This window comes from Pseudomonas sp. W2Jun17, from assembly GCF_023127795.1.
In the GTDB taxonomy this organism is placed as follows: Bacteria; Pseudomonadota; Gammaproteobacteria; order Pseudomonadales; family Pseudomonadaceae; genus Aquipseudomonas; species Aquipseudomonas synxantha_A.
On sequence record NZ_SPKO01000024.1, the window covers coordinates 143,168 to 157,110 of the forward strand.

The 13,943-nt window shown below is 59.7% G+C and carries 14 protein-coding genes and 2 tRNA genes; 6 read left to right on the plus strand and 10 right to left on the minus strand.

All coding sequences use genetic code 11. The features are described from left to right. Positions 1-66: 66 nt before the first annotated feature. Complete coding sequence (locus E4O98_RS12680) at positions 67-327, plus strand: hypothetical protein (protein ID WP_248135313.1); 261 nt, start codon at positions 67-69, stop codon at positions 325-327. A gap of 14 nt (positions 328-341) precedes the next feature. Here E4O98_RS12680 and E4O98_RS12685 read toward each other — a convergent pair whose 3' ends face one another. Continuing rightward, complete coding sequence (locus tag E4O98_RS12685) at positions 342-1,019, minus strand: HAD-IA family hydrolase (RefSeq protein WP_248090324.1); 678 nt, start codon at positions 1,017-1,019, stop codon at positions 342-344. A 216-nt stretch (positions 1,020-1,235) separates the two neighbouring features. On the opposite strand from E4O98_RS12685, the gene E4O98_RS12690 reads away from it, so the two are divergent. From E4O98_RS12690 to E4O98_RS12700, 3 genes are read left to right on the plus strand one after another with little or no spacing between them, the layout of a single operon-like run. Further along, complete coding sequence (locus tag E4O98_RS12690) at positions 1,236-1,496, plus strand: DUF2790 domain-containing protein (protein ID WP_248135317.1); 261 nt, start codon at positions 1,236-1,238, stop codon at positions 1,494-1,496. 42 nt (positions 1,497-1,538) lie between these two features. Continuing rightward, positions 1,539-2,210 carry a heavy metal response regulator transcription factor gene (locus E4O98_RS12695; protein ID WP_032880272.1) on the plus strand — a complete coding sequence of 224 codons (672 nt, stop codon included), beginning with the start codon at positions 1,539-1,541 and terminating at the stop codon, positions 2,208-2,210. Next, positions 2,207-3,607 (plus strand): heavy metal sensor histidine kinase, encoded by a 1,401-nt coding sequence (locus E4O98_RS12700; protein ID WP_248135319.1) that lies wholly within the window; start codon positions 2,207-2,209, stop codon positions 3,605-3,607. Before E4O98_RS12695 ends, E4O98_RS12700 begins: the two co-directional genes overlap by 4 nt. Before the next feature lie 12 nt (positions 3,608-3,619). Here E4O98_RS12700 and E4O98_RS12705 read toward each other — a convergent pair whose 3' ends face one another. From E4O98_RS12705 to E4O98_RS12725, 5 genes are all read right to left on the minus strand, one after another. Continuing rightward, positions 3,620-4,117, minus strand: a complete 498-nt coding sequence (locus E4O98_RS12705; RefSeq protein WP_223018992.1) for an anti-virulence regulator CigR family protein — start codon at positions 4,115-4,117, stop codon at positions 3,620-3,622. Between the two features lie 78 nt (positions 4,118-4,195). Continuing rightward, the gene (pcp, locus tag E4O98_RS12710) at positions 4,196-4,810 is read right to left on the minus strand and encodes a pyroglutamyl-peptidase I (RefSeq protein WP_223018993.1); all 615 of its coding nucleotides are present in this window, start codon (positions 4,808-4,810) and stop codon (positions 4,196-4,198) included. Positions 4,811-4,817: 7 nt separating this feature from the next. Then, entirely contained in the window at positions 4,818-5,768 is a 951-nt protein-coding gene (locus E4O98_RS12715; RefSeq protein ID WP_148854412.1) for a DUF979 domain-containing protein, read from the minus strand. Continuing rightward, a complete protein-coding gene (locus E4O98_RS12720) occupies positions 5,765-6,481 on the minus strand; it encodes a DUF969 domain-containing protein (protein WP_032880264.1) in 717 nt (238 codons plus the stop codon). The genes E4O98_RS12715 and E4O98_RS12720 overlap by 4 nt, the downstream gene beginning before the upstream one ends. 638 nt (positions 6,482-7,119) lie before the next feature. Beyond that, positions 7,120-7,196: transfer RNA gene (locus E4O98_RS12725), tRNA-Val, on the minus strand. A gap of 184 nt (positions 7,197-7,380) precedes the next feature. Between E4O98_RS12725 and E4O98_RS12730 the strand changes: the two genes are divergently transcribed. Beyond that, positions 7,381-8,664, plus strand: a complete 1,284-nt coding sequence (locus E4O98_RS12730; RefSeq protein WP_032880262.1) for an FAD-binding oxidoreductase — start codon at positions 7,381-7,383, stop codon at positions 8,662-8,664. A gap of 63 nt (positions 8,665-8,727) precedes the next feature. Here the strand turns inward: E4O98_RS12730 and E4O98_RS12735 are convergent, their stop codons facing one another. The 3 genes from E4O98_RS12735 to E4O98_RS12745 are packed head-to-tail and all read right to left on the minus strand — an operon-like array spanning position 8,728 to position 13,329. Then, positions 8,728-9,963 (minus strand): cytochrome c, encoded by a 1,236-nt coding sequence (locus tag E4O98_RS12735; protein WP_032880259.1) that lies wholly within the window; start codon positions 9,961-9,963, stop codon positions 8,728-8,730. A gap of 2 nt (positions 9,964-9,965) precedes the next feature. Beyond that, on the minus strand, positions 9,966-10,505 hold the full coding sequence (locus E4O98_RS12740) for a (2Fe-2S)-binding protein (protein ID WP_005789732.1): 540 nt from the start codon (positions 10,503-10,505) through the stop codon (positions 9,966-9,968). Further along, a complete protein-coding gene (locus E4O98_RS12745) occupies positions 10,498-13,329 on the minus strand; it encodes a xanthine dehydrogenase family protein molybdopterin-binding subunit (RefSeq protein WP_248135322.1) in 2,832 nt (943 codons plus the stop codon). Before E4O98_RS12745 ends, E4O98_RS12740 begins: the two co-directional genes overlap by 8 nt. Between E4O98_RS12745 and E4O98_RS12750 the strand changes: the two genes are divergently transcribed. Then, the gene (locus E4O98_RS12750) at positions 13,328-13,507 is read left to right on the plus strand and encodes a hypothetical protein (RefSeq protein WP_032880254.1); all 180 of its coding nucleotides are present in this window, start codon (positions 13,328-13,330) and stop codon (positions 13,505-13,507) included. The genes E4O98_RS12745 and E4O98_RS12750 overlap by 2 nt on opposite strands. A 208-nt stretch (positions 13,508-13,715) precedes the next feature. Here E4O98_RS12750 and E4O98_RS12755 read toward each other — a convergent pair. Next, positions 13,716-13,792: transfer RNA gene (locus E4O98_RS12755), tRNA-Asp, on the minus strand. Positions 13,793-13,943 lie beyond the last annotated feature (151 nt).

Genomic DNA, 13,943 nt, shown 5'->3' on the forward strand with positions numbered 1-13,943 from the left:
TGAAGTATTCGCAGCCCAATTTCTGACACTTTATCCTGCCATCCGTGTGCATTCAGGAATACGTCGATGAGGCCAGTCGCGACGCCACCTCTTGTTTCCAGATCCTGGATGATCGCCCTGCTGATCGGGGTGGCCTTCCTGGCGCTTGGGTATGGGGTGAGAGTCGAAGTCGAGGGCGCCGATCCCGACGCCCATTCCTGGCTGGACCTGGCGCTCCTTCTCTGCGGCTACCTGCTGGTGTTCTGCCTCAAACCCATCCAAAAAGTTATCTTGCGCAAGCTATGCCAGCGCGCAGCGCTTCGTGCCCATCAGAAAACCACACGCTGAGGACCTGCTGCGTATCACGGCGCCAGCTTGCGCAAAGACAACAAGCCATCAGCGCCATGCTCGGTGCATAAATCGCCGTAGTCGTTGATGCAAGCGTGTGCAGTCACCATGGGCTCCAAGTGTGCCGAGGTGACAACCACAACATCCGCCCCCGCTGCTTCACCCGCTCGAATGCCCACCGCGGCGTCTTCGAACACCAGGCTGTCCTCAACCGACACCCCCAGGCGTTTCGCGCCCAATAAATAGCACGCAGGGTCGGGTTTACCGTTGGCCACATCTTCGGCCGTCACCCACACGGCCGGCACGGGAATGCCTGCCGCTTGCAGTCGACGTAACGCCAGCGCCTTGGGGGCAGACGTGACCAGTGCCCATTGATCCGCGGGCAAGCCTTTCAAAAACGCCACTGCGCCGGGAATCGCTACAACGCCGTCGACATCGTTGAGCTCCGCGTCGGTAATCCACTGGGCTTCAACTTCTGGATCGACACCCGGCAACGCCTGGCGGGTGATCGTATCAATCGCGCGCGCGCCATGAATGGTAGGCAGAAACGCTTCCACATCCAGACCATGGCGCTCGGCCCAGATGCTCCATACACGCTCGGCCGCAGCGATGGAGTTGAGCAGGGTCCCATCCATATCGAACAGGAAAGCGCGGTAACGTCGGTTGAACACGGATGAAGTTGAGATGGACACTGCGCGGCTTCCTCATGAGCTGGACCCCTGCAATCTACGGATCACCTCGGCGCTTGTAAACGTAGAGCCTGCTCGACCGGACACTCATTGCCCACGCGCCAGGCTCGAACCAAGAATGACGAACTTGTCATGATCCTGTTGGTTGGCTGTTGGGGTCGCCTGGTTACTGTGAACTCACTGCCAACCCGGCAGCCCCCAGCCACGAGAGAGACCGCCATGAAACTGTTCGCCCTGGGCTTTGCCGCCTTGCTCGCCACCGGTACTGCCTTCGCTGCCGACGTAACGTCTGCCAGCGATGTCATCCACGGCAAAACCGGCTTCTTCCTACACCTGGATGTCGACAAGGTGCTATCGAGCACCGACATCTCTGGCCAATGCGGGATTGTCCCGGCGCACTTGCGCTACCTGGACCATCAGGGCCGCGAACACCTACTCGATTACCAAGTTCAGGGCGTCGGTTGCGCCAGTGACAATTGATCGGGCTACACTTGCGCCACTTATTGAAGCAGGACACTTTCCATGAACATCCTCGTAGTCGAAGACGAACCCAAGGCCGGCAATTACCTGCTCAATGGCTTGCAGGAGCTGGGCCACTCGGTGAGCCTGGCGCGCGACGGCGTAGAGGGTTTGCACTTGGCCCTGGAAACACCATTCGACGTGATCGTGCTGGACGTGATGATGCCGAAAATGGATGGTTGGGAAGTGCTGCGTCGCCTGCGCAAAGAGGCCGATACACCGGTGCTGTTCCTCACCGCTCGCGATGACATCGCCGACCGCATCAAAGGCCTTGAACTGGGTGCCGACGACTACCTGATCAAACCCTTCTCCTTCGCCGAACTGGTTGCACGCCTGCGCACCCTCAACCGACGTGGCCCGAGCCGCGAAGAAGAACAGCTGCACATCGCCGACCTGCACATTGACGTGCTCAAGCGCCGCGTGACCCGCGCCGGTACGCGCATTACCCTGACCAACAAGGAATTCGCGTTGCTGCACCTGTTTGCCACCCACCAGGACCAGGTGCTGTCGCGCTCGCTGATCGCTTCACGCGTATGGGACATGAACTTCGACAGCGACACCAATGTGGTCGATGTTGCCGTACGCCGCCTGCGCCTGAAGATCGATGACCCGTTCCAGCTCAAACTGATCCACAGCGTGCGCGGCATTGGCTACCGCTTCGATACCCAACCATGAAGCGCGATCGCCATTATTCCCTGACCCTGCGCCTGGCATTGATCTTTGCCCTGCTCGCCTTCGCCCTGCTGGCCACCCTGGGCGTGACGCTCTACCACGAGCTGGAGCGTGAGCTGATCAAGCGTGACGACGCCGCGCTGATCTCGCGCGCCAACCAACTGCGCAACGTGCTCAATGACGGCAATACCCGCGAGCTGATCAAGACCAAGCCCCAGCTGTTCCAGAACATGCTGGGCAACAGTGAGTCGGTACTGAGCATCGCTGCACCTGGGCAGACTCCGTTATTGCTGGTCAACCCGGGCAACATTCAAATACCGGCCGTGCCGGCCGTGGCAAAAGACCACGCCCTTGGACTCGCCGACGTACACCATTTGCCCGGCGTAGATGGCGTGCCCTTCGCCACCGTGGCGGCTTTCATCGACACCGGTGACCTGGGGAGCCTGCAAGTCACCGTCGGGCGCCTGATGGCTGAACGCACAGCCATGCTTGCCAGTTATCGCTTGAGTGTTTTTATCCTGGCCAGCATCGCGGCGGTCATTCTCGCCTTGGTTGGTTATGTGCTGGTACACCGTGGGCTGGTGCCCTTGCGGCGCCTGGCCGGACATGCACAGGGCATCGGCGTGAACAACCTGGCCGAGCGCCTGGGCAGCCAAGGCGCGCCCAAGGAACTGCTGCCGATGATTGAAGCCTTCAACACCATGCTTGAACGGCTGGCCAAAGGTTTTATTCAACTGGGCCAGGTGTCCACCGATATGGCCCATGAACTGCGCACCCCCATCAATAACTTGCTCGGTGAAACCCAGGTCGCGCTGCAACAGAGCCGCACTATTGAAGACTATCAGCAACTGCTGGCCTCAAACGTTGAAGAGCTTGAACGCCTGGCACGGATGCTCGACAACATGCTGTTCCTGGCCCGCACCGGCCCGGCCAGCGCCCTGCGTCAGCGCCAGGCGCTGGACGCAGCGGATGAAGTGGAGCGCATCGCCGATTATTTCGAGGGCTTGGCCGGTGATGTGGGTATGCACATCGTTGGCGTGGGCAAAGGTGTGATCTGGGCGGAGCCGATGCTGCTGCGCCGTGCCCTGGCGAACCTGTGTGCCAATGCCATCAAGTATGGCGCGCCGAACACCGAACTGAATATCCAGGCCATCCCGACGGTCGAGGGCACTTGCATCAAGGTCAGCAACCAGGGTGCAACCATTGCCGCGGAGCATTTGACCAGGCTGTTCGAACGCTTTTACCGGGTGGATGAATCCCGTGAATGTTCATCCCAGTCCAATGGACTGGGATTGTCGATTGTGGCGACCATCATGCAGCTGCATAACGGTCGGTATGGCATCAGCAGTGAAGACGGCGTGACGTGCTTTGAATTGTTTTTCCCCGCGCAGGAGACGTGAGGGTTTTTCCGCTCAATCAAAGGCGCCATTGAGTACTTCGTAGATGATGCCGCTGGCGATGGCGACCAGAATCAAATCGGTTCCCACTTGCTGCCATTCATAACCGTCGTAGTGAGGCAGCCGCCCCAGCAGGCGACCATCGAGTTTCTTGGCGATACCGGGTGGCAGCGGCTTGCCGCGCGCCAGGTTCTTCTGGATCCCCGGCGGCAATGCAGGCCCTGGGCTCCAGTAATCGCGATAACCGCCGAGCACATTCAATACGCTCCCTCGGTCAACGCTGGGGCCGGGACCACCTGAGCCGCCCTTGCCCTTGGGCTTGTCGTAGGCCTGCCCTGCGGGGTTATTGCCTTTGTTATTGCCCTGCCCCTGACCGCCCTTGTTACCCTGGCCCTGCCCCCCTTGGTTATTACCCTGCCCCTTGCCATTACCGGGATCGGCCAAGGCAAGACCGCTACCCGCAAACAGCGCGAGGGACAACACGACAGATACGAACTTCGGGTACTTGATCATGATGGTTTTCCAAGGTGGATACACCTGTGAACTATAGTCGAAGTTGCCCCACGAATGACTCCATTCACAGCCCGACCGTCAGCTCACCTGCCCGCCTGTTTCCCGCACATCCGTTTCGGTTAGCCAGGCCGTCGAGACCGCCAGTCGCAAGGCCTCAACCAAAGGCGGCTGGTCGGCCGGCGGCGCGCTCGGCACATGGATAAACCCACTGCGCACCCCGGCCTCGACCAGCCGGTGCTGCAAAAGGTAGAACACCTGATTGCACACGAACGTGCCCGCCGTTTGCGAAACGGCAGCCGCCACCCCCGCGTCACGCAGCGCCTTGACCATGGCCTTGATCGGCAATGTCGAGAAGTATGCAGCCGGGCCACCGGCTACCACTGGCGTATCAACCGGTTGCTGCCCGAGGTTGTCGGGGATGCGTGCGTCATTGATATTGATCGCTACACGCTCGATAGACATCTCGCTGCGCCCGGGCGCCAGGCCGGTGGCAATCACCATTGCCGGGTTCAACTCACTGATCAATCGGGCCAGGTGTTCACCCGCCGTGGCAAATGCACAGGGCAGGCAATGCGCGACAATGCGTGCACCCTCGCCCAGTTGCACGCCATCCAACTGGCGCGCAGCCTCCCATGACGGGTTCACCAGGTCGTTATCAAAGGGCTCGAACCCCGTCAGCAGTACAGTTTGCATAGTGACCTCACATCAACAGGTAAAGCAGCACGATATTGACCACCAGCATCATCAGCGCCGTGGGGATCTGCGCCTTGATCACCGCGTTCTTGTCGGGCAACTCCAGCAACGCCGCTGGCACGATATTGAAGTTGGCCGCCATCGGCGTCATCAACGTGCCGCAGTAACCGGAAAACATACCGATCGCCGCCATCACCGCAGGGTTGCCGCCATAAATCCCTACCAGCACCGGCACGCCGACGCCGCCAGTCATCACAGGGAAAGCCGCAAAACCATTGCCCATGATCACCGTAAACAGGGCCATGCCCAGTACATAGACCATCACCGCCACCAGCTTGTAGTCCAGGTTGATGTAGGTGGTGGTGACGTGGGCGACTGCCGTGCCCACCCCGGCCTCGTTGAACAACAATCCAAGCATCGCCAGCATCTGCGGCAACACCATGGCCCAGCCCAGGGCTTCAGTCAGGCGACGGGATTCGCGCAGGGCTTGTACCGGCGTATCGCGAGTCAGCCAGCAGGCCAGGCCCAGAGCAATCAGGCAGCCGATGCCGAGGGAGACGAAGGTGGTGTTCTTCGGGTCCAGCAACGGTACACCGCTGATTTCGGTGTGCTTGAGCAATACCGAGCCAATCACCGTGGTCAACGGAATCGCCAAGGCCGGGATAAACAACTTGTGGCCCAGGCGCCCGGCGCTGGCGCGGGACGCCTTGACGTGCAATTCGGCGTGCTGGCCGCGACCAACGCCACCCAAGCCGGCGATCAACGCCATCACCACCACACCGATGCCGATGGCCACCGAGGGCAGACGCTCCCCCACCAGGAACGGAATGGCGAACAACAACCAGAACAGCGCGCTGGACCAGCGTTTGGGATGGGTGCGATCGAGCAGGATCATGCCCGCAGTGATCAGCAACAGAACACCGGCGAGCCAATAAAGGTATTGAATGGAAATGATCATTGAGCAGCCTCCACGGAAGTGTTGGCCGGACTCATTTCGCGGGTCAATCGTCGATCAAAGCGATGCAGCCGGATCGCATGAATGATGAACGCACAAATCGCCGTCGGAATGCCCCACACCGCGATGTGCAGCGGCTCCACATCAATCCCCGAGCCCAACAGGAAGGTGTGCATCAACGCAATTGCACCGAAGGCGACAAAAATATCCTCACCAAAAAACAGCCCGACGTTATCGGTGGCCGCACACATGGCCAAGACCTTGTGGCGCAGCTTGTCTGGCAGCTTGCCGTAGCGCTTTTCCGCTGCACCTTCGGCCATCGGCGCCAACAGTGGCCGCACCATTTGCGGATGCCCACCCAGGCTGGTCAGCCCCATGGCCGCCGTGGACTCACGCACAAACAGATAAATGATCAACAAGCGCCCGACCGTTGCCCGCTCAAAGCGCGCGATCCAGTTCTGCGCGTGCAGGCGCAGGCCATGGCGCTCCAACAGGCCAATCACCGCCAGCGGCAATAAAAGAATCAATTGCAGGGCACGAGTCTGAAGGAAACCATCGCCCATGGTGGCGAGAATTTTTTCCAGCGGGAACTGGGCGGCAAGCCCGGTGGCGATGGCGGCGGCGGTGACCACCAACAGCGGATTGAAGCGCAATACAAAGCCGACCACGATGACAAGCACGCCGATCAGCGGCCATAGGTTCACAACTGTTTGCATGGCACAGAGGTCCTTTAGTGCGCGCTGCGGCGCCATAACAGCAGGATGTGGGCAAAGGGCTCACAGCTTGGAAGTGGCGTGCAGTCGGCTCGGTTTTTTTATTGTTGACCCGGAAGGTCGAGCGTCAGTGGCGGCAACTTTGCTGTCTGGAGACCGGGAGTGTCCAACAAGAAAAATTGTTGCTGCACACCAATAAATTTTGTGGGGGGATGGCGCCGACGGTCGGGCGCTATCAGGAGAAAGCGTCCAGGCCTCAAGGGGAAAGTCGCGCAGCCAACCTGATGAGGAGCTCAAAATCGTTCAACCGTGTAGATTCTCAATCAGAACCTATACTCCATCATGCAGCTGTGTGTACCTGCAGTTCGTTCACGGTGTTATACCGACAATGAGGGCTCGCGCTATGTATGCCGGACAAATGAGTGATATGGCGACCACGTTTGGCGAAATACGCTGCCAGGTGTTCGTCCAGATAATTTGCCTGCTGTCGGTGGCTACGCTGTTCTGCTGATCGAGCGTTCAAACCCCTGAATACACGCCTTGAGCCGTGTAGGGATGGCTATTGCCCAAATTCCAGACAACAAAAAAGGGCCCACCTTTCGGTGAGCCCTTCCAGACCGCCCAGCAGAGCGGATTTTGTTTGGTAGGCGCGATTGGACTCGAACCAACGACCCCCACCATGTCAAGGTGGTGCTCTAACCAACTGAGCTACGTGCCTGCTGTGAGGCGGCATTCTACGGAATTCCGGAGGGGTGTCAACATCTTTTTTGCAGCTAAGCCTATGAATATGCGAATTTTTTATTTATGCCGGGTACACCTGGGATTTCCGGGTGGCTGGCAGGCAATTTTCAACTCAGGTAGGATCGCCGCACTCGTAAAAAATATAAAACAGAGGTTCCAGGATGGCGAACACCCCCTACCCCCAGTCCTATTACGCCGCTTCCGCGAATGCAGCCCCACCTCGCCCGACGCTGCAAGGTGAGGTCGAAACCGATGTCTGTGTGATTGGTGCCGGCTACACCGGGCTTTCCAGCGCGCTGTTTTTGCTGGAGAACGGCTTTCGCGTCACGGTACTGGAAGCCGCCAAGGTGGGTTTTGGTGCCTCGGGTCGTAATGGCGGGCAGATCGTCAATAGCTACAGCCGTGATATCGATGTGATCGAGCGCAGTGTCGGGCCCAGACAGGCTCAGTTGCTGGGGCAGATGGCCTTTGAAGGCGGCAAGATCATTCGTGAGCGCGTGGCTAAATACCAGATCCAGTGCGACTTGAAGGACGGCGGTGTATTTGCCGCACTCAACAGCAAGCACATGGGTCATCTGGAATCGCAGAAGCGCCTGTGGGAGCGCTACGGCCATACGCAGCTGGAATTGCTCGACGAACGCCGCATCCGCGAAGTGGTGGCCTGTGACAACTATGTGGGCGGTTTGCTGGACATGAGCGGCGGGCATATCCACCCGCTCAACCTGGCACTGGGCGAAGCGGCGGCCGTGGAATCCCTGGGCGGTACGATTTATGAGCAATCGGCAGCGGTGCGCATCGAGCGCGGCGCCAACCCTGTGGTACACACCGCCGAAGGCAGGGTCCGGGCCAAATTCATTATCGTTGCCGGTAACGCTTACCTGGGCAACCTGGTGCCGGAGCTGGCGGCCAAGTCGATGCCATGCGGTACCCAAGTGATCACCACCGCACCCCTTGGCGATGAATTGGCCAAGACGCTGTTGCCGCAGGATTACTGTGTCGAAGACTGCAACTACCTGCTCGACTACTACCGCCTCACCAGTGACAAGCGCCTGATCTTCGGCGGCGGCGTGGTGTATGGCGCGCGGGACCCGGCGAATATCGAGGCAATCATCCGGCCAAAAATGCTCAAGGCATTCCCGCAACTCAAAGACGTGAAGATCGACTACGCCTGGACCGGCAATTTCCTGCTGACCCTGTCGCGCCTGCCCCAGGTCGGCCGTCTTGGCGACAACATCTATTACTCACAAGGCTGTAGCGGCCATGGCGTGACGTACACGCACCTGGCAGGCAAAGTACTAGCGGAGGCATTGCGCGGGCAGGCTGAGCGTTTTGATGCGTTTGCGGACTTGCCGCATTACCCGTTCCCGGGCGGGCAGATGTTGCGCACGCCGTTTGCAGCGCTGGGGGCTTGGTACTACGGGTTGCGCGATAAATTCGGAATGTAAACACATCCGGTGTGAGAGCGACTTGCTCACTCCCACACCGGCTGTACGCTTCATACGCTGCCGTCAATGCGCCTTGTGTTCGACGGAAGGCGCCTCGGCTTGCAGCTTCTGCACATCGCCTACGGCCAGCTCAGCCGATTGGCCGCCCCAACCTTGACGCAGGTAATTGAGCAGATCAGTCACCTGTTGCGCACTGAGCTTCTCGGAAAACCCCGGCATCGGTTGCATGTGCTCGAACCCGGAAAATTTCTGCTCGCCAATACCGTCCTCGATCACACGCAGCAGGTTGCGCGGGTCTTCCAGTCGCAACGTGGTGTTGCCGCGCATGGCCACCGCGATGTGCGGCTTGCCTTCGCCACCTGCGGCGTGGCAACCGGCGCAGACGTTCAGGTATTCCTGGCGGCCGCGCTGAGCGCTCTGGCTGAGTTTATCCACCGGCACGTCGACCAGCGCTTTGGCGGCTGGCGGGTTATCGCCCAGCAGGAACGTGGCCATCGCGGCCAGATCCTGATCGCTCAGGCCCTGGGTGCTGTTGTGGAACACCGGGAACATCTCGTTGAACATCGTGCCCTGGGCGCTCATGCCGTGCTTGAGGAATGTGGCCAGGTCCTGTTCATTCCAACCGCGCGCAGCCAGGTCAGTGGCGAGCAGGCTGGGCGCCAGGTAACCATTGAGGATGCCGCCGGTCAGGCGCTTGTCCAGCTCCATCGCGCCCGGCAGGCCGCGTGGCGTGTGGCATTCGCCGCAGTGACCAAGCACTTCGACCATGTACTGGCCGCGTTTCCAGGCTTCGCTTTTACCTTCGGTCGGCTCCAGTTTCAGCGCTTTGCCGTACAGCACATTCCAGCCCATCAGGCCCAGGCGCACGTTGAACGGAAAGCTCAGGCTCGTCACCGGCGCTGCACGTTCGATCGGCTCGATGGTTTTGAGGTACGCATGAATCGCATCCGAATCTTCGCGCGGCATCAGGTGGTAGGAGGTGTACGGCATCGCCGGGTACAGATTCGCTCCGTCGCGACGCTTGCCTTGCGTCAGCGCAGCGAAGAACTCGTCATCATTGTACAAGCCGATGCCGTGCTCTTTGCTCGGCGTGATGTTGGTGCCGTAGATCGTGCCGAACGGCGAGACGATCGGCAGCCCGCCCGCAAACGGCGCGCCGCCCGCGGCAGTGTGGCACGCCATGCAGTCGGCGGCGCGGGCCAGGTATTCGCCGCGCTTGACCTGATCATCGGCATGAGCAAACAGCACCGGCGCAGCCAGGCCGACCGCCAGGGTCATTCGGGTCAGAAAAAGCTTCATGCTCAACCCTCCTTGACCAGGCCGAGATCGGTCAGCACGTTGCGGGTAGCGTTGTAATAACGCACGTACCCGGTGCAACGGCAGACGTGATGCCCAAGGCTGTCCTCGATGACTTGTTCCAGTTTGCTGTGTACGGTCGGCTGGCGCTGCAGCTTTTCCACCAGCACGGTCGCTGCGTTGACGAAGCCCGGCGCGCAGTAGCTGCACTGGAACGCAAACTCATCCACGAAGCGCTGCTGGATCGGGTTCAGTTCGATGACCTGCCCCGACTCGTCGCGCTTGGCGTGGGATTCGATGGTGCGCACTCGCTTGCCTTCAAAGTAATGCGCGCCGGTGATGCACGTGCGCACTTCTTCGCTGGTGCCGTCCGGGTTGTCGACGATGACCACGCAAGCGTGGCAAATACCCTGGCCGCAGCCAAGACGCGAGCCAGTGAGGTTTTTGTATTCGTGCAGGTAGTCGATCATCGGCAGGTCATCAGGGATGTCCACTGGGCCGACGGATTGACCATTGAGGGTCAGTTGAAGCGGACGGTTAGGCATTGAGGGCTTCCTTGATGCGCGCAGCAGTGATTGGCAGGTCGCGAACACGTTTACCAATGGCGTGCGCCACGGCATTACCGATGGCCCCGACGATCGGGATCATCACCACTTCAGCGATACCCTTGGATGGATCGCTCGGCGACAGCGCCGGCAAAATCTCCGACGTCTGTTTCCACACGGCAACGTGACGCGCCATCGGCAGACGGTAACGGTTGAAGTTCCAGTCACCCTCCCCCGGCCCGCCTTCATACAGCGGCATTTCCTCCATCAATGCGTGGCCGATGCCCATGGCGACACCGCCCTCAAGCTGACCTTTGACTAACTCCTCAACCAACACGCGACCGCACTCGATCCACGAATGGTGATTGAGCACCTCCACCTGCGCCGAGCCCTTATTGACCTTCAGCTCGACCAATGTGGCGACCGGGCTGTAGTAAGTCACGGCAGCGTTGTTCAACTGCGTCGCGGGGTAGCTGATGTTCTGGCGATCCAGCAGATGGAAGCCGGCAGTGCTCATCAGCGCCTGCTTGGCTTTTGGCGCGCCGTCGCCGTACTTCACGGCCAGGCCGTCGAGCGGCAGGCGCTCACGCACGCCGTCGATGCTGTATTCAGCCTCGGCCCAACTCCAGCGGTTGAAACCGTGCACAGTGGCCGCGGTGACCAGGCCGCGCTCGTGGGCACGCTTGGCCAATTCTTCAAAACTGAGCGGCTGCATGCCGTTGGCGGTGAGCTTGCCGTCGACCCAATGCGCATCTTCGCGGCGCACCACATACGGGTTGGCCTGACCGCCGAACGGGCCCTGACGCCAGATCTCCAGCGCCGCCGGCCACAAACCATGGTTGAACAGCACGCGCGCCGCTTCACGGGTGGCGTGGCTGAAGTAGTACGCCGAGTTGGTGGCCGAAGACGCCGAAGCGAGCTTGCCCACCCAGCGCGGGTTGCGCAGCAGGTTGTCCTGCTCGGCCTGGCTCATGATGTAAGGGTTGTCGCTGGTGATCAGCTGCATTTCCTTCCACTCTGTTTCGCCAGTCTTCACTTCGTGTGCCGGGCTGCCAAGGAAATCGGCAACGACCAGCGATTGCGAGGTAGACATACCGGTGCCGATTTCGATACCGATATGACGCAGGCTGATGCGACCGTCAGCGCTGAATTCGATACTGGCCATCGGAGCTTCGGAACCAGTGCCAAAGTCTTTCTGGCAGATAGCAAAACCCACGCCGTACCAGTTATCCGGGTCCGCGGCTTCGCGTTGTTGCTTGATCGCGTCGCGGTTTTTCCAGACCTCGTGCACAGAGGCTTTGTCGAGGATTTCGTGCAGGCGCAACGCACCGGCAGGAATGGCGCCCTGGGTGTTTTTCATGCCCGAACGCAGTGCGTTCTTGCGGCGCAACTCGATAGCATCTACACCGAGACGACCGGCGATTTCATCGACCATCATTTCAGTCGCAGCCATGCTTTGCAGGGTGCCGTACCCACGCATCGAACCGGCTTCAACGCCCCGCGAGTGATACGCGGTGACTTGCAGGTCGTTCTGCGGCATGTAGTAGATCGACTGTGCGGCCGTGGCGCCTACAGCGGCTACCGAGGGGCTGTAGTTGATCCGGCCACCGCCGTCGACGCTCATGTCGGCGAGGAAGATCTTGAAGCTGTGATCGTTCTTGTCGACAGCCAATTGGTAACGAATGTCGAACGGATGACGCTTGATGCCACTCTGGAACTGCTCGTAACGGTCATTGGCCAGACGCACCGGCACGCCGGCGCCGTACAACGCCGCGAGGGCGGCGTAGTAGACAAAGATGTTGTGGTCTTTGGAGCCGTACCCCACGGTGTAACCGGGGTGCATGTTCAGGTTGGCCAGGCCGAAGCGCGACGGCGAGATCATTTTCGCAGTCTCGGTGGCCACCTCCAACGGGCACTGGGTGGCCACCACGAAGTGCAGGGTCTTGGTTGCCGGATCGTACCAACCGTTGCCGTTGTCCGGCTCCATGGCGGCCGGCTCGATTGACGGGGTCTTGTAGCGCTCGTCGAACACCAGCCAGTTGTCCGGCGGTGTGTTGATCTGACTCTTCATGCGGTCGGCGTAGAACAGCCCGCGCTCGGTCAGGTTGCCGTGCAGATTCGGTTGTGAATTCCATACCGGGCGACGGTTTTTCAGCATCGGAAACAGAATCGAATCCTTGAGGCTGGCAAATTCGTCTTCATCGGCCGAGGTGGGGCCGCCAACGCGCACATAGCGGAAGCTACCGTAAGGGTCGCCTTCGTAGTACGGCACTTTGGCGCCGTAACGAATCGCCTTGTCGTTGAATTTGAGTTTGTTCTTGGCCTGGCGGAAACGCTCGAAATCGTTCCAGATCAGGATCGCCACCGGGTGACCGATAAACATCGGCACCTTGCCTTCAGGCAGCAGCGGATCCGGAGCATGCTCCTCGGGGAAAACAATACCGTCCTTGTCCAGATCGGCAGCGGTGACGATACGATCCGGCTGCAGATCGGCGCCGAGCCACGCCAAGTCGTAGCCCGCATAAATATGGTCGGCCTTGATGGTTTTCAGCAGCATGGCGTGACCTTGCTGCACGGGCCAGCCGGGCATGTCCTTGGAGCGGATATCGCGGGCGAAGACTTTGCTGCCGCACACTTTGGACAACGCATCGTTACGCTGGCGCGCCTTGCCGTTATTGCCCAGCCATTTTTCGGACGGCACGGTAACGCTGTTTTCCATCAGGGCAGCCAGCGCCTGGGTGCTCAGCGGTGTCAGCGTGACGCTCACACCCGCCACCAGGCCGCCCTGGAGGAACGAGCGCCGGGTTATTTCACGGTTGGACATGGATCATCCTCTGAGCGGTTATAAATCCGCCCTTATGGTTAAGTACACCGAATATCGAGACTTGCAGAAGCCTTTTTACGACGAATCAAAAGGCCATGATGACAGTGCAAAGTTGACCGAAGGGTTAACTTTAAAGGTTTCTGCGCCTGCGGCAAATAACCACATTGAAATTTTTTGACACAACAACGCAAAACGGCCGACAAGATCGAGACGATCTGTCAGCCGCTTGCCTATAAATGAGGACGATGTCACAAACACCATGACGTTTTTTCAAACGCCAGACACAAAAAACCCCGGTCTTTCGACCAGGGTCTTTGCTATCGGATCAAAGTCAGCCAGTGGCTTTCCTTGTGCTTCAAGGCGTTCAGTGGGCCTTGAGGCAGATATGGCGCAGCGGACGGGACTCGAACCCGCGACCCCCGGCGTGACAGGCCGGTATTCTAACCGACTGAACTACCGCTGCGTATCGCTTGGCTGATTGAGCGTAAAGCCTCAACCACCTTTGAACATCTGATCGATCAACCTGGGTTGTTCAATCTCAAGCTCGACACATCGAACCTGGAAAATATGGCGCAGCGGACGGGACTCGAACCCGCGACCCCCGGCGTGACAGG